Genomic DNA, 15453 nt, shown 5'->3' with positions numbered 1-15453 from the left:
CAGGGCCTGCCCTTATGGGGCAGACCCGGAGATGACGGCAGCGCCTCAAAAAAGCTGCCTGTGCGCAGCCAATTCCAGTCTTGTAATTCCGGCCGCAGGCGCAAGATGAATTCCTGTGTGCCAGCGGCTCTCGGTGGCACTCGATAGAATCAGCCCATGCCAGATTTCCCCAGTCAACCGCCGATGCCTCCCGGTCTGCCTCCAGGGCGCGAGGACGCTGACGGCACGACCACCGTTGAACGCCTGACCCAGAAAACCGAGCCGCCGCGCCTGTACCAGGTGCTGCTGCTCAACGACGATTTCACGCCCATGGAATTCGTGGTCATGGTTTTGCAGGAATATTTCCGGCATGACCTGGATACGGCCACCCAGATCATGCTCAAAATCCACCACGATGGGCGTGGGGTCTGCGGCGTCTTCAGCAAGGACGTTGCAGCGACCAAGGTCGAATTGGTGCTGGCAGCCGCAAGGCGCGCCGGCCATCCTTTGCAGTGCATTATGGAGGCCGCATGATTGCGCAAGAGCTTGAAGTTAGCCTGCACATGGCGTTTGTCGAAGCACGCCAGCAGCGCCATGAGTTCATCACCGTCGAGCACTTGCTGATGGCCCTGTTGGACAACCCCTCCGCCGCCGAAGTGCTACGCGCCTGCTCGGCCAATCTGGACGACCTGCGCAAGAGCTTGACGCAGTTCATCAAGGAGAACACGCCCACCGTGGGCGGTTCTGACGAGGTGGACACCCAGCCGACGCTGGGCTTCCAGCGCGTCATCCAGCGCGCCATCATGCATGTGCAGTCCACCGGCAGTGGCAAGAAAGAAGTGACCGGCGCCAATGTGCTGGTGGCCATCTTCGGCGAGAAGGACTCGCACGCCGTCTACTACCTGCACCAGCAGGGTGTGACTCGCCTGGATGTGGTCAATTTCATTGCCCACGGCATCAAGAAATCAGATCCGCCGGAAGCGCCGGGCTCGGGCAAGGGCCAGGAAGGCAGTGCCGGCGCCGAGGCCGAGCGCGAGGAAGGCGAGGGCCAGGGCAAGGGCTCACCGCTGGAACAGTTCACCCAGAACCTGAACCAGCTGGCCAAGGACGGCAAGATTGATCCCTTGATCGGCCGCGAGCACGAAGTGGAGCGCGTGGTACAGATCCTGTGCCGCCGCCGCAAGAACAACCCGCTCTTGGTGGGTGAGGCCGGTGTGGGCAAGACCGCCATCGCCGAGGGCCTGGCCTGGCGCATCACCGAGGGCGATGTGCCCGAGGTGCTGGCTGAGGCCGTGGTCTATTCCCTGGACATGGGCGCCTTGCTGGCCGGTACCAAGTACCGCGGCGACTTCGAGCAACGCCTCAAGGCCGTGCTCAAGCAGCTCAAGGACCAGCCGCATGCCGTGCTGTTCATCGACGAGATCCACACCCTCATCGGTGCCGGTGCGGCCTCGGGTGGCACGCTGGACGCCAGCAATCTGCTCAAGCCGGCGTTGAGTTCGGGCGCGATGAAGTGCATCGGTGCCACCACCTTCACCGAGTACCGCGGCATTTTCGAAAAAGACGCGGCGCTGAGCCGGCGATTCCAGAAGGTCGATGTGGCTGAGCCTTCGGTCGAGCAGACCATCGAGATCCTCAAGGGTCTGAAGTCGCGCTTCGAAGAGCACCACAATGTCAAGTACGCCCTGGGCGCGCTGCAGGCGGCGGCTGAACTGTCGGCCAAGTACATCAACGACCGCCATCTGCCCGACAAGGCCATCGATGTGATCGATGAGGCCGGCGCTGCCCAGCGCATCCTGCCCAAGAGCAAGCAGAAGAAAACCATCACGCGCAGCGAGGTGGAGGACATCGTGGCCAAGATCGCGCGCATCCCGCCCGCGTCCGTGTCCAGCGATGACCGCAGCAAGCTCAAGAGCCTGGACCGCGATCTCAACAGCGTGGTGTTCGGTCAGGAGCCGGCGATTGATGCTCTGGCCGCAGCCATCAAGATGGCGCGCTCGGGCCTGGGCAAGCCGGACAAGCCAATCGGTTCCTTCCTGTTCAGCGGCCCCACCGGCGTGGGCAAGACCGAGGTGGCCAAGCAGCTCGCCTACATCCTGGGCATTGAGCTGATCCGCTTCGACATGTCCGAGTACATGGAGCGTCATGCGGTCAGCCGCTTGATCGGCGCGCCTCCGGGCTATGTCGGTTTCGACCAAGGCGGTCTGCTGACCGAAGCCGTTACGAAGAAGCCTCATGCGGTGCTGCTGCTCGATGAAATCGAGAAGGCGCATCCCGATGTCTTCAATGTGCTGCTGCAGGTCATGGACCATGGCTCGCTGACCGACAACAACGGGCGCAAGGCCGACTTCCGCAACATCATCATCATCATGACGACCAATGCGGGCGCCGAGGTGATGAACAAGAGCAGCATTGGCTTCATGAATTCGCGCCAGCAGGGCGATGAAATGGCTGACATCAAGCGCCTGTTCACGCCGGAGTTCCGCAATCGCCTGGACGCCATCGTGTCCTTCCGTGCGCTCGATGAGGAAATCATCATGCGCGTGGTCGACAAGTTCCTGCTGCAGCTGGAAAGCCAGTTGCAGGAGAAGAAGGTCGAGGTCACCTTCAGCGATGCACTGCGCAAGCAGCTGGCCAAGAAGGGTTTCGACCCCTTGATGGGTGCTCGCCCTATGCAGCGCCTGATCCAGGACACGATCCGCCGCGCCCTGGCGGACGAGCTGCTGTTCGGTCGTCTGGTGGATGGTGGGCGCCTCGGCGTCGATGTGGACGAGGCTGGCGCCGTGCAGCTGGACATCCAGCCGCTCACCAAGGTCAAGGACAACAAGCCCAAGGCGGAGCCCGCTACCGCCAGCTGATCACTTTTTTGGTCGCTGCCAAGGCCCCGGGACGAACCGTCTCGGGGCCTTTTCTTTTTTCTCGCCTCAGGCGGCCGGATCCTGGCGGAAGAAGCCGGCCAGGAGCCGATACAGCGGCGCTTGTTCGGCGCGCAGGGCTTTCGGGGCGACGAAAAAAGCCTCGACCGCCACGGCGAAAAACTCTTCCAGGCTCTCGGCACCATAGGGGTCGATCAGCGTCGCTTCACCGGCATCCACGCGTTGGCAGAAGGCCTGCCATTCGGCCTCGATGACATCCAGCCACTGCTCGCGTGCGGCCAGGCTGGCCAGGGGCGGCACGCCGTCGGCCCAGCCATCGCGCATGTCGATGACATGGGCGAATTCGTGAATGACCACGTTGTAGATGCTGTCCGACCTGTCGGCCGCCGGGTCGGCATCGGCGGCCATGGCTTGCCAGGTCAGCATCAGCGGGCCGCCTTCCATGGCTTCACCGGCCAGCTCTTCTTCAAAAGCGTGGACCACCCCGTCCTCGTCCATGACTTCGCGCCGGGCCAGCACCTCGTCTTCGTGCATGACGATGCCGACGAAGCCCTCGTACCAGTCCAGGCCTAGGCGCAAGACCGGCAAGCAGGCTTGGGTCGCCACGGCGATGGCGACCTCGTCGCTGACCTCGAAGCCGCCGGCGCCGTGAAACTCCTTGCGGTCGAGAAACAGCGAGCACAGACGACGCAGCTCGCTCAGGTCTTCTTCAGAGCGCTCAGCCAGGAAGGGGTAGCGCAGCAGCGTCAGCTGCCACAGGGGCTCTGGGATGGCCAGGCGTTGAACCGTGAGCCGATCGCGACGGCGTGTCCAGGCTTCGCCGAGCCACTTCAGGCGACGCAGCCAGTTGAACATCAGGCCAGGTCAATGCGGCGCAGGCCCGCGTGGCGTAGGCGCAGCACATCGCCTCGGGCTTGTTGTGCGTCTTCAAAGTCCCAGTCCGACAGCACATGGCGGCGCAGTCCTGGCGCCAATTCATGACGCGCCGGCCGGTGGGTGTGGCCGTGGATCAGGTCACTGCAGCCCGAGGCTTTCAGCCAGTGCCGGCAGGCGGCGGGGTCGAGGTCGGCGTATTCGGTCTGCCCGGCCTGGCCCGCTTTGCTTGCATCGCGCATCTGGCGGGCCAGGGCGCGGCGCTGCTCGAGTGGGCGGGCCAGGAAGTCCGCCTGCCAGGAAGGGCTGCGTACCTGGGCGCGGAAAGCCTGGTAAGGCTTGTCATCCAGACACAAGGCGTCGCCATGGCTGAGCAGCCAGCGTTGGCCAAAGGCGTTGAGCACGGTGGGGTCGGCCAGACCTTGCATGCCGCAAGCGGCCAGCATGTCCGGGCCGACGAGAAAATCGCGGTTGCCCGCCATGAAGTAAAGGGCGTGGCGCTGGCTGGCGGTGTGCAGCAGTTCCACGCAAGAGGCTTCGAAGTCCTGGTGTCGGGCGTCGTCGCCGATCCAGACTTCAAAGATATCGCCGAGCAGAAACACCGCGTCAGCGCTGGTTTCTTGCAGATGCGCGGCCAGGGCGGCCAGGGTGGCCGGCGTATCCGGCGAAAGGTGCAGGTCGGACAGAAAGTCCAGCCGGCGCCACTCGGCGGGCACGCTCAGCTCGGCAAACTCGGGCAGGGCAGGGGTGGTATCACCGGCTGCTCCTGCCATGGTGCTCGTCTCAGGCCGCAACTTCGACGGCGCGTTCGATCACCACATTCTCCAGCGGCACATCGTCATGGAAGCCCGAGCGGCCGGTCTTGACCTTCTCGATGGCGTCCACGATTTCCTTGCCTTCGATCACGCGACCGAACACGGCGTAGCCCCAACCCGAGGGGGTCTCGGACTTGAAGTTCAGGAAGCCGTTGTTGGTGGTGTTGATGAAGAACTGGCTGGAGGCCGAGTGCGGCGCATTGGTGCGGGCCATGGCCAGGGTGTAGTGATCGTTCTTGAGGCCGTTGTTGGCTTCGTTTTGGATCTCGCCCGTGGTCGGCTTTTGCTTCATGCCGACTTCAAAGCCGCCGCCCTGGACCATGAAGCCCTTGATCACGCGGTGGAACACGGTGCCGTTGTAATGGCCGCTGTTCACATAGGACAGGAAGTTGGCAACCGAGATCGGCGCCTTGGCGTCGTCGAGTTCGACGCGGATCAGGCCGTGGTTGGTGTGCAGTTCAACGATTTTGCTCATTTCTTGGGCTCCACAAGGGCTTTGGTGATGGTGATGGGGTTTTGCGGCAGGTTTTGGTGCGGGCCTTGGGCCGTGGTCGGCGTGGCGCGGATCTTGTCGACCACGTCCATGCCTTCGAGCACCATGCCGAAGACGGCATAACCATTGCCGTCGCGCGAGTTGTCCGCGTCCAGGAAGGCGTTGTCCACCGTGTTGATGAAGAACTGCGATGTGGCCGAATTCGGATCGCTGGTGCGGGCCATGGCCAGGGTGCCGCGCAGGTTCTTCAGGCCGTTGCGCGATTCCAGCGGAATCGGCGGCTTGGTTGGGCGCTGCTGCATGTCTTTGGTGAAGCCGCCGCCCTGGATCATGAAGTTCTCGATCACGCGGTGGAAGATCAGGCCGTTGTAATGACCGGCCTTGACGTACTGGACGAAGTTGGCCACAGACTTGGGTGCCTTGTCGGCATCGAGGCCGATGCGGATGTCGCCTTCGCTGGTGCTCAGGCGCACGAACACCGTAGGATTGATCTGCGCAGTGGCTGCTGCTGATGCGGCCAGGGGGGCCTGTGCCTCGGCGCCGCAAACAGCCAGGGCCGCCAGCGAGAACAGGGCCAGTCTCCGGCCCAGGGATTGAATCGTTTTCGTTTGCATGGCTTTCATTCCTCCAGGATGTGGGGCAATTCTCGGGGGTGCTTGCTTGAGGCTCGGCGCCGTCGTGAAAACCGCCGGCGTGTTACTGCGGGCGGCGCGAGGCCTCTTGCAGCAAATCATGGGTTCGCTTGAGCTTGAGCGCCAGGGTGGTGGATGGTGCTGCCAGTGCCTGCTGGGCCCGCTGGTAAGCCCGCAAGGCCTGGCGCAGCAGCACGTCGCCTAGGTTTTCCTGAGCCTGCGCATGGTTGGGTTGCAGGCGCAGAGCTTGTTCCAATTCGTTGCGGGCGCGGTCAAGATCGCCCTGGCTGGCGTGGATGACGGCCAGGTTGTTGTAGGGGTCGGCCAGGTCGGGGAAGTCTTCGGTCAGCTGGATGAAGATCTGCTGCGCGCTGCCTTGTTCGCCCAACTCCATGCGCATCACCCCCAGGGCAAAACGCAGCTTCAATTCATCCGGGGTCTGCTTCAGAGCAGCTTCCAAGGTGGCCACCGCCTGCGGCCGCTGGCCAGCCAGCCACTGCCTTTGGGCAATGTCGAGCTCGCTGGCGTGGGCCAGAGGTAGACCGAACAGATGGAACAGCAGGGTGGCGAGCGCCAGACGGAGCGTCGCTGGAAAGCGAGCCTGGGCTGGCAGGCTGGCGCTGCGTTGCGGACGAATTGACGGGTGTTGGAGGGGCATTGAGGGCGGGTTTGGGCTGGTTGCGGGGTAAGTGCCAAGGCCTGGCCGCAAAACCCTGCCGGTATACTGAAGCTCATTCTACGGCGCCCGCCTCAAGTCGTCCGGCCGGCCTTCGACGCAGTGTGCGCATCGCTTGGAGCCGAATCGGCTCGCAGCGCATGCCTCCAAGCGCAGCGCGGGCAGGCCAGCCGAATTCAAGTTCTCGGCGGCTCGGCGCGTACATCCTGGTTCAAGCACCCATGTCTCTTCGCATTTACAACACGCTGACCCGCTCGGTCCAGCCTTTCGCCCCTATCGAACCCGGTCATGTGCGCATGTATGTCTGCGGCATGACGATTTACGACCTCTGCCATGTCGGCCACGCTCGCATGATGATGGCCTTCGATGTGGTGCAGCGCTGGCTCAAGGCCTCGGGCTACCGCGTGACCTATGTGCGCAACATCACCGACATCGAGGACAAGATCATCAAGCGAGCGGTGGAGCGCGGCATCAGCATCCGCGAGCTGACCGACGAGATGATCGCCGCCATGCACCGCGACATCGGCGCCCTCGGTGTTGAGCGTCCGACCCATGAGCCGCGCGCCACCGATTACGTCGGCCAGATGCTGGACCTGATCGGTACGCTTGAAAACAAAGGCCTGGCCTACCGCGCCAGCAACGGCGATGTGAACTACGCCGTGCGCAAATTCCCCGGCTACGGCAAGCTCAGCGGCAAGTCGCTGGACGATTTGCGCGCCGGTGAGCGCGTGGCCGTGGACGATGGCAAGCTCGACGCCCTGGACTTTGTGCTGTGGAAGTCTGCCAAGGAGAGCGAGCCCGAGGACGCCAAATGGGCCAGCAGCTACGGCGCCGGCCGCCCGGGCTGGCATATCGAATGCTCGGCCATGGCCTGCGCTTTGCTGGGTGAGCGTTTTGACATCCACGGCGGTGGCATGGACCTGCAGTTCCCGCACCATGAGAACGAGATCGCCCAGAGCGAGGGCGCGCTGGGCCATGCTTTCGTCAACGTCTGGATGCACAACGGCTTCCTGAACGTGGATAACGAGAAGATGTCCAAGAGCTTGGGCAACTTCTTCACCATCCAGGATGTGCTGAAGACCTACGACGGCGAAACCCTGCGCTACTTCATGCTGCGCACCCATTACCGCAGCCCCTTCAATTTCAGCGATGCCAATCTGGACGATGCGCGCGCCGCGCTGCGCCGTCTCTACACCGCGCTCGACGGGCTGGAGGTGCCGGAACTTGCCGAGTTGGACTGGAGCGAGCCGCGCGCGGCCGCCTTCCGCGCCGCCATGGACGACGACTTCAACACGCCGGGCGCCCTGGCTGTGCTGTTTGAGTTGGCCAGCGAAGTCAACCGTTCGCGTTCGCTGGCAGATGCCGCCTTGCTCAAAAAGCTGGCCAGCATCTTGGGCTTCTTGCAGCAGGCGCCGCGCCAGTATCTGCAGGCCGGTGCTGGCTTGGATGAAGCTGCCATCCAGGCTCAGATCGAGGCTCGCGCTGCCGCCAAGGCTGCGCGTGACTTCGTCGGCGCCGATCGCATCCGCGCTGAGCTCCTGGCTGCAGGCATCGTCCTGCAGGATTCCGCCGCTGGTACCAGCTGGTCGCGGGCCTGAGCGTGGTGCGCTCCAATCCGGCCGGGGTGACCCCGGACTATTGGGATGAGGCTTGCCGCCATCTGGTCAAGCGCGACCGGGTGCTCAAGAAGCTGATCCCTCAGTTTGGCGAGGCGCGCCTGCAGAGCCGCGCCGATGCGTTCACGACCCTGGCTCGCTCCATCATCGGTCAGCAGATCTCGGCCAAGTCGGCGCAGGCCACTTGGGAGAAGTTTGTTGCACTGCTGCCCGGCAATGCCGCGAAGATCCAGCCAGCGGCCTTGTTGGCCCAGGCGCCGGAGGGCCTGAGGGTGGCCGGGCTTTCAGCTCGAAAGGTCGACTATCTGCGCGACCTGGCTCAGCATTTCGAAGACGGCCAGGTCCATGTCAAGCAATGGACGCAGATGGACGACGAAGCCATCATCGACGAGCTGGTGGCCATTCGCGGCATCGGCCGATGGACGGCCGAGATGTTCCTGATCTTCCACCTGACGCGGCCGAATGTGCTGCCGCTGGACGATCCGCGCTTGATCAAGGGCATCAGCGATTTGTACTTTTCCGGCGAGCCGGTGTCGCGGGCGGAAGCGCGCGAATTGGGCGACGCCTGGGCACCTTACCGCTCGGTAGCCACATGGTACATTTGGCGCAGCCTCGATCCGGCCCCGGTGCAGCCCTGATTCGCCAGCCCTCCGGCCTGCCTTAAAATGGTGGCTTGAGTCGTCTTCGGACCCTCCTCACTGACACGAAATCGCAGGATGAGCAAAAAACATTTTCTCGAGTTCGAGCAGCCTATCGCTGAGCTGGAAACCAAGATCGAAGAGCTACGCTATGTGCAAAGCGAATCGGCGGTGGACATCTCCGAAGAGATTGATCGGCTCTCCAAGAAAAGTCAGCAGCTGACCAAGGACGTCTACGCCAGTGTCGAACCCTGGCAGGTCTATCAGATTGCCCGGCATCCGCAGCGCCCCCAGACCCTGGACTACTGCGCCGAGGTCTTCACCGAATTCCAGGAACTGCACGGCGATCGCCATTTCGCCGATGACGCCGCCATCGTCGGGGGCTTGGCCCGCTTCAATGGTCAAGCCTGCATGGTCATCGGCCATCAGCGTGGTGCCGATTCCAAGGAGCGCGCCCTGCGCAACTTCGGCATGCCGCGCCCCGAGGGCTATCGCAAGGCCTTGCGCCTGATGAAGCTGGCCGAGAAGTTCGGCCTGCCGGTCTTCACCATGATTGACACCATGGGTGCCTACCCCGGCATCGGTGCCGAGGAGCGGGGTCAATCGGAAGCCATCGGCCGCAACATCTTCGAGATGGCCCAGCTGGAAGTGCCCATCATCGCCACCGTGATCGGTGAAGGTGGCTCGGGCGGCGCCCTCGCCATCGGCGTGGCCGACCAGGTCTTGATGCTGCAGTTCTCGGCCTATTCGGTGATATCGCCGGAAGGTTGTGCCTCCATTTTGTGGAAGTCTTCGGAGCGCGCTCCGGAGGCTGCCAGTGCCCTGGGCATCACCGCTCACCGCCTCAAGGCCATGGGCTTGATCGACAAGATCGTCAATGAGCCGGTCGGCGGCGCCCATCGCGACAACAAGCAGATGGCCTCCAACCTCAAGCGCGCCCTCAGCGACGCCCTGCGCCAGGTCAGCGACCTCAAGCCCAAGGAATTGCTGGACCGTCGCTACGAGCGCCTGCAGGCCTATGGCCGCTTTGGCGACACCAAGAGCCGCTGATTCGTCGGCGGACCTCAAATTTCGGGCCCCGAGGGGCCCGTTTTTCATGGGCGAACTGTGGTCGTGCTGAATCCCGAGCTGAATGCCGATCCGGGCCAGCCCCGGCGCGTGGCCGTGGCCTTCAGCGGCGGCCGTGATTCGACGGCCTTGCTCCACTGCGTGGCGCGCCAGGCCCAGGCGCTGAATCGCGCGTTGGATGCGGGTGTGCAGGTGTTGGCCCTTCACGTCCACCATGGCCTGAGCTCGCAAGCCGATGCCTGGTTGCAGCACGGGCAAACGCTGTGCCGAGATTGGGCAGCGCAAGGTCTGCCGGTCGAGTTTCATCACCGGCGCTTGGCAGGCCAGCCCGCTGCGGCGCAGAGCATCGAAGCCTGGGCGCGCGAGGGGCGCTATGCCGCCTTGGCCGAAATGGCGCTCGAGGTGGGCGCTACGATCATCCTCATGGCCCACCATCGGCGCGATCAGGCCGAAACCCTGCTGCTGCAAGCTCTGCGCGGTGGCGGCGTGGCCGGGCTGGCGGGCATGCCGCGCTTGCAACAGCGAGCGGGGCACAGCGGCCTGGTTTGGGCGCGGCCCTGGTTGCAGTTGGGCCGAGAAGCCATCGAGGCTTATGTGGAAGCTCATGGCTTGCCCCATGTCGAGGACGACAGCAACAGCGATGCTCGCTACAGCCGCAACCGCCTACGCATGCAGGTCTGGCCTGCGCTGGCCGAGGCCTTTCCAGCGGCCGAGCGCAGCTTGGCCCTGGGTGCGCAGTGGGCCCAGCAAGCGCTGGCCCTGCAGCGCGAAATGGCCGAGCAAGACTTGCCGGCTTTGCTGAGTCAGCAAGGCCTGCATCTGCCGGCTTTGCAAGCTTTGAGCCCCGCGCGCGCCAGCAATGCCTTGCGTGCCTGGCTGCTTCAGCAGACCGGGCAGGCCGCTTCAGCGCACCTGGTCACCGAGGTCTTGGCGCGCGAAGACTGGGGATCCACACTCAGCTGGCCTTGCGGCCCCGGCGTCCTGCATCTCTACCGCCAGCATCTGAGCTGGCAGGCGGCCCTTGCGGCGGGTGCACCGATGGGTGAGGCGAGGCTGCTCGATTTGAGCCGGCCGGGTGTCTACCCTCAGTCCGATTGGGGCGGCGCCTGGGAGGTCGTAGCCGTGAGTGAGGGGGGCGTGCTGCCGGAAAGTCTCGCCGCTGTCTGCATGCGGGCCCGGCAGGGCGGCGAACAGTTTCAGCGTCAGCCTCGTGGCGTGGCGCGCAGCCTCAAAAAGGCTTATCAGAGTGCGGCGCTGCCGGCCTGGCATCGCGAGGGGCCCTTGTTGCTGCAAGCCGCAAGCCTGCAGGTGCTGTTCGCGCCAGGCCTCGGCCTTGATGCGCGCCATTGGGCTCCGCCGGGCGCGTCGCAGCTGGCGGTGTGCTGGCTTCGTCTGGGTGAGAGTGAGCCTGCATTGGATGCGTAAGCCTCGGCCCGCAGGCCCGGGGGAGGGCGTCATATTGCTGCAATGCAGCAGCTAGAATCTTTGGCTGCGACCGCGGCGCACCCCACCCGACCGGGAATTTTCCTATTCCGCGCGTGACGAACGAACCCTTATGGCCTTGATTGTTCACAAGTACGGCGGCACCTCGATGGGGTCGACCGAGCGCATCCGCAATGTCGCCAAACGAGTCGCCAAATGGGCCCGCGCCGGGCATCAGATGGTGGTCGTGCCCTCGGCAATGAGCGGTGAAACCAACCGTCTTCTGGGTCTGGCCAAGGAGCTGGCCCCGGCCGGCAGCAGCGCCGCGCTGAACCGTGAACTGGACATGATTGCCTCGACCGGCGAACAGGTCTCGGTAGGCCTCTTGGCCATCGCCTTGCAGGCCGAAGGCCTGGAGTCGGTCAGCTACACCGGCTGGCAAGTGCCCGTGGCCACCGATTCGTCCTACACCAAGGCCCGCATCGAGAGCATTGACGACACCCGCGTGCGCGCCGACCTGGCCGCCGGCAAGGTGGTCGTGATCGCCGGTTTCCAGGGCATCGACGAGCACAAGAACATCACGACCCTGGGTCGCGGTGGTTCGGACACTTCGGCGGTGGCGATTGCCGCGGCCATGAAGGCCGATGAATGCCTGATCTACACCGATGTGGACGGCGTCTACACCACCGACCCGCGCATCGTGCCGGAGGCCCGCCGCCTGCACACCATCAGCTTCGAAGAGATGCTGGAGATGGCCTCGCTGGGCTCCAAGATCCTGCAAATCCGCTCGGTCGAGTTCGCGGGCAAGTACCGCGTGCCGCTGCGCGTGCTGTCCAGCTTCACGCCCTGGGACATCGATATCAACGAGGAAGCCAAGTCCGGCACCCTGATCAGTTTTGAAGAGGACGAGAAAATGGAACAAGCCGTCGTGTCGGGCATTGCCTTCAACCGTGACGAAGCCAAGGTGACCCTGCTGGGCGTGCCGGACAAGCCCGGCATTGCCTTCCAGATCCTGGGCCCGGTGGCCGATGCCAATATCGACATCGACGTCATCATCCAGAACGTCTCGCACGACGGCAAGACCGACTTCAGCTTCACCGTGCCGCGCAACGATTACGCCCGCACGCTGGAACTGCTGGAGACCAAGGTCGGCCCCGCCACCAATGCCTCCAAGGTGGTCGGTGATCCGCGCATTTGCAAGGTCAGCATCGTCGGCATCGGCATGCGCTCGCATGTCGGCGTGGCGTCCAAGATGTTCCGCGCGCTGAGCGAAGAGGGCATCAACATCCAGATGATCTCCACCAGCGAGATCAAGACCTCGGTCGTGATCGACGAGAAGTACATGGAGTTGGCCGTGCGCGCGCTGCACAAGGCCTTCGATCTGGACCAAGACGAAAAATCTTGAAGAAGTTCTTGCGAAGCCTGAAATTCTTCGTATAGAATTCAAGGCTGCGCTGGAGTCGTGACCGAGTGGCCGAAGGTGCTCCCCTGCTAAGGGAGTATGTGGGCAAAACCTGCATCGAGAGTTCGAATCTCTCCGACTCCGCCAACCTCAAGTCCTAGACCGTTCGTTAGGCAAAGATCAACCCGCCAAGTCATTGACTTGGCGGGTTTTTTCTTGCCCGCTCGTTTGTGTTCGTTCGTGTTAGTGCGCCAAAATCCGGGAATTACGGTAGTACCAGTGGTAGTACGAAATCTGCCTGGTAGTACCGCTCCCATGGGACTATGCGAGCGACGAAATGGCAAGAGAAATCCTGAATGCCAAGCTGCTAGATAGCCTTCTAAAGCAGGCTATCGTCGACGCAGCGACCAAGAAGACCCGTGTCCGCATCAGTGACGGCGACAACTTGAATCTGATTGTGCGTGCGAATGGTGCGGCTTCGTGGGTGCTGGACTACAGGTTCGCCGGTAAGCGCAAGCCGCTGACCCTTGGGCCGTGGCCCGCCGTGACGCTGAAGATCGCTCGTGAGTTGGCAGACTCAAATCGTGCGAGCGTGGCAAAGGGCATTGATCCATTGGTGCAGAAGGCTGCAGTCAAGTTGGAGATCGATCAGGTCAAGGCCGCACAGCAAGCTCAGACTGACACGGTGTTGAAGCTTGAAGATGAGTGGTTGAAGAAGCTCGGCTCTACACTTGGCTACAAGGACAACATCCGGGCGGCGTTCACCAAGGACGTGATGATCAAGATCGGCGCGAAGGTGCCGCATGAGGTCACGGCTCGTGACTGCTTGGAGATCCTGCGGGAAATCGAGAAGCGTGGCGCCCATAACATGGTGCGTCGCGTGCGGATGTGGATGCGCCAGATGTTTGATTTTGGTGTTGACCACGAGGATCGTCCTCTGCTGGTAAACAACCCCGTGCCCATGGGAACACTGCGTAGCTTCGCGCGGCATGATGCAGGCAACTATGCGGCTGTAACGGATGCCGGGGAGGTGCGCTTGCTGATGCGAGCTATCCGGGGTCATAGCAAGACCATTGCGCGCTCGTATCTGGTGTTTCAGGCCTACGTATTCCAGCGACCCAGCGAGAGCCGTGAGGCGACCTGGAGTGAGTTCGATCTGGACGCTGCAAAGTGGGTCATTCCCTCGGAGCGGCTCGGCCGCAAGGGTGGCGATGAGCATTGGGTTCCATTGGCGCCTCAGGTCGTGGCTTTCCTTCGGCAGTACCAGGGGGTCGTCGGCGTCGAGGGCTTGCTGTTCCCCGGTATGCGGCGAGGGCAGGCAATCAGCGAAGGGACGGCGCAGCAGGCCCTATATGGGCTTGGCTACAAGGGTCGCCATACGCCGCACGGTTTTCGCGCTATGGCACGAACGATTGGCGAGGAAGTGCTCCGGATTGACGCGAAGCTCTTGGAAAAGCAACTGGGCCACGAGTACGACCCGAGTGGCCTGAGGGGGGCTTACAACCGCGCTGAATATTGGGACGAACGCGTGACGATGATGAAGACCTGGGCAGACTGGTTGGACGCCCAGGTCTGATTGGGATCAGTTGGGGCAGTCGCGCAACCAATCATCCACTTCATATTCGATCCAGCGGCTGGCGCGGCCCAGTTTGCGAGGCTTGGGGAAATGGCGAGTCTTCATCAGCTCGTAGATCGCAGTTTTTTTGAGACGGAGCTTTTTCTCGAGTGAGGGGAGGTCAATCATGATGATTGGCCGGATATCCATAACGGCAATATCAGGCGGGGCATTTTTTTCGTTTCGGTGGCTGTTCCAGATGTGTGTGCCACTTGAAGGGTCTTCTTGGACTGTAGTCTTCGTGCCTGGATTCATTGCTGAGTTCCTTGTTTCTCAGCGTCACTCGCATTTCAAGCTATCACCGGTACGCCCCGGCGGGCTGTTCTCGAAATCCGTCGAGATTCGGTGCTGGTGGTAATCGGTCCACCTGCCGTTCCTACTCATTTGCACGCACGAAGTTTTAGTCCCGTCCCGCACATGGGCCCGGGGTCCATCAGGTCGGCGAAGTGCGAACTGAAGTTTCTCGTTTGTGGCTAATCTTTCGAAGTTCGTCATTGCTAACTCGAAAAGTAGCGGTATTTTCTCTGTTTTGGTCTGAGGTTTTGTCCATTGCCCATGTTGGGCGTGGAGACCTGACTCAAGTACGCCTCACTTGGCTGGCGGTTCCAGCCGAAGTAGATGTGGCTTGAGGGGTCTTGAGAGATCGTATGGTTTCAAATGGATTCACCGCTGCTCGAACGTTTTTCTGACGCGACTGAATGCCACGCATTTTTAAGCGTTTCCGGCACTCGGTATGCTCAAAAGGTTTGTTGCCTTTGGGCCCAGACGGGTGCAGATCGACGAGGGGTTGTCTAGAAACTTGCTCTCTGAATCCGAGAGGATCACTTCACTACGTGATGCCGTAGCGGAGGGGCCCGAGGCCGGTCGCCCTTGGGCGGTTGCTAACTTGTGACTTGCTCAGCTGCAAGGTGCGCGAGTAACGCATGCGGTGGACGATACCCTACACGCCGCCCGGCGTCGAAGTTTTCGCCCAAATTGACGTGGAATTTGTCACGCTGCAATCCATCTTGAGCCACTAAGTCGCTCGTTCTTCAATAGGAATTGGTAGGCGCTCATGGTTCAGGCAAGCCTTGCAAACATTGGGCTGCTGCCAGTTTCATAGACACCTTGTTGAGGTGTGAAGTGAAGTTGGAGGGCGTCTGTGCCGGCGTACCACTCTCCGCGAGACGCCAAATCTGGGCGACTGCTTTGCCACCTAAACCGCGAACATGTCGACATCCGATCAATCCACTCATGATGTTGCTTTGCTTGAGCGCGAACGCTGGCTGAACGAAGCTGAAGAGCGCGCGTATTCGTCTTGGCTCGAGCAGTTCACACAGTCGGCCACTACCCGACATTGGTGACAGGC

The 15453-nt window shown here is 62.4% G+C and carries 15 protein-coding genes and 1 tRNA gene; 9 read left to right on the top strand and 7 right to left on the bottom strand.

Annotation, left to right across the window (positions count from 1 at the left end; all coding sequences use genetic code 11):
• Positions 1 to 156: 156 nt before the first annotated feature.
• Entirely contained in the window at positions 157 to 513 is a 357-nt protein-coding gene (gene clpS / locus LNV23_RS08875) for an ATP-dependent Clp protease adapter ClpS (RefSeq protein WP_171825978.1), read from the top strand.
• Positions 510 to 2837 (top strand): ATP-dependent Clp protease ATP-binding subunit ClpA, encoded by a 2328-nt coding sequence (clpA, locus tag LNV23_RS08870; RefSeq protein ID WP_263562667.1) that lies wholly within the window; start codon positions 510 to 512, stop codon positions 2835 to 2837. The genes clpS and clpA overlap by 4 nt, the downstream gene beginning before the upstream one ends.
• 66 nt (positions 2838 to 2903) lie before the next feature.
• Here the strand turns inward: clpA and LNV23_RS08865 are convergent, their stop codons facing one another.
• The 5 genes from LNV23_RS08865 to LNV23_RS08845 all read right to left on the bottom strand — a co-directional run bounded on the left by LNV23_RS08865 (position 2904) and on the right by LNV23_RS08845 (position 6326).
• A complete protein-coding gene (locus LNV23_RS08865; protein ID WP_263562666.1) occupies positions 2904 to 3710 on the bottom strand; it encodes a M90 family metallopeptidase in 807 nt (268 codons plus the stop codon).
• On the bottom strand, positions 3710 to 4501 hold the full coding sequence (locus LNV23_RS08860; protein WP_263562665.1) for a UDP-2,3-diacylglucosamine diphosphatase: 792 nt from the start codon (positions 4499 to 4501) through the stop codon (positions 3710 to 3712). Before LNV23_RS08860 ends, LNV23_RS08865 begins: the two co-directional genes overlap by 1 nt.
• Positions 4502 to 4511: 10 nt before the next feature.
• Complete coding sequence (locus LNV23_RS08855) at positions 4512 to 5018, bottom strand: peptidylprolyl isomerase (protein WP_263562664.1); 507 nt, start codon at positions 5016 to 5018, stop codon at positions 4512 to 4514.
• Positions 5015 to 5650 carry a peptidylprolyl isomerase gene (locus tag LNV23_RS08850; protein ID WP_263562663.1) on the bottom strand — a complete coding sequence of 212 codons (636 nt, stop codon included), beginning with the start codon at positions 5648 to 5650 and terminating at the stop codon, positions 5015 to 5017. The genes LNV23_RS08855 and LNV23_RS08850 overlap by 4 nt, the downstream gene beginning before the upstream one ends.
• Positions 5651 to 5732: 82 nt before the next feature.
• A complete protein-coding gene (locus tag LNV23_RS08845) occupies positions 5733 to 6326 on the bottom strand; it encodes a tetratricopeptide repeat protein (protein ID WP_263562662.1) in 594 nt (197 codons plus the stop codon).
• Positions 6327 to 6565: 239 nt separating this feature from the next.
• On the opposite strand from LNV23_RS08845, the gene cysS reads away from it, so the two are divergent.
• The 7 genes from cysS to LNV23_RS08810 all read left to right on the top strand — a co-directional run bounded on the left by cysS (position 6566) and on the right by LNV23_RS08810 (position 14066).
• A complete protein-coding gene (gene cysS, locus LNV23_RS08840; RefSeq protein ID WP_263562661.1) occupies positions 6566 to 7942 on the top strand; it encodes a cysteine--tRNA ligase in 1377 nt (458 codons plus the stop codon).
• A 2-nt stretch (positions 7943 to 7944) separates the two neighbouring features.
• Complete coding sequence (locus tag LNV23_RS08835; RefSeq protein ID WP_263519291.1) at positions 7945 to 8598, top strand: DNA-3-methyladenine glycosylase family protein; 654 nt, start codon at positions 7945 to 7947, stop codon at positions 8596 to 8598.
• A 78-nt stretch (positions 8599 to 8676) separates the two neighbouring features.
• Positions 8677 to 9648, top strand: a complete 972-nt coding sequence (locus LNV23_RS08830) for an acetyl-CoA carboxylase carboxyltransferase subunit alpha (RefSeq protein ID WP_263562660.1) — start codon at positions 8677 to 8679, stop codon at positions 9646 to 9648.
• A 63-nt stretch (positions 9649 to 9711) separates the two neighbouring features.
• Complete coding sequence (tilS, locus tag LNV23_RS08825) at positions 9712 to 11091, top strand: tRNA lysidine(34) synthetase TilS (RefSeq protein ID WP_263562659.1); 1380 nt, start codon at positions 9712 to 9714, stop codon at positions 11089 to 11091.
• Positions 11092 to 11221: 130 nt separating this feature from the next.
• Complete coding sequence (locus LNV23_RS08820) at positions 11222 to 12493, top strand: aspartate kinase (protein ID WP_263562658.1); 1272 nt, start codon at positions 11222 to 11224, stop codon at positions 12491 to 12493.
• Between the two features lie 51 nt (positions 12494 to 12544).
• Positions 12545 to 12637, top strand: a tRNA-Ser gene (locus LNV23_RS08815).
• Positions 12638 to 12827: 190 nt separating this feature from the next.
• Positions 12828 to 14066, top strand: coding sequence for a tyrosine-type recombinase/integrase (locus LNV23_RS08810; RefSeq protein WP_263562657.1), 1239 nt, complete (start codon positions 12828 to 12830; stop codon positions 14064 to 14066).
• 6 nt (positions 14067 to 14072) lie between these two features.
• Here LNV23_RS08810 and LNV23_RS08805 read toward each other — a convergent pair whose 3' ends face one another.
• Both LNV23_RS08805 and LNV23_RS08800 read right to left on the bottom strand, forming a co-directional pair.
• The gene (locus LNV23_RS08805; RefSeq protein WP_263562656.1) at positions 14073 to 14360 is read right to left on the bottom strand and encodes a helix-turn-helix transcriptional regulator; all 288 of its coding nucleotides are present in this window, start codon (positions 14358 to 14360) and stop codon (positions 14073 to 14075) included.
• Between the two features lie 797 nt (positions 14361 to 15157).
• Positions 15158 to 15453: hypothetical protein (locus LNV23_RS08800; RefSeq protein WP_263562655.1), on the bottom strand; the 296-nt coding region annotated here is incomplete at its 5' end.

It is taken from the genome of Kinneretia sp. DJ1R-11 (assembly GCF_025717595.1).
In the GTDB taxonomy this organism is placed as follows: domain Bacteria; phylum Pseudomonadota; class Gammaproteobacteria; order Burkholderiales; family Burkholderiaceae_C; genus Paucibacter_A.
The sequence above is the reverse complement of the archived record's forward strand: the minus strand, read 5'-3'. Positions and strand labels throughout refer to the sequence as shown.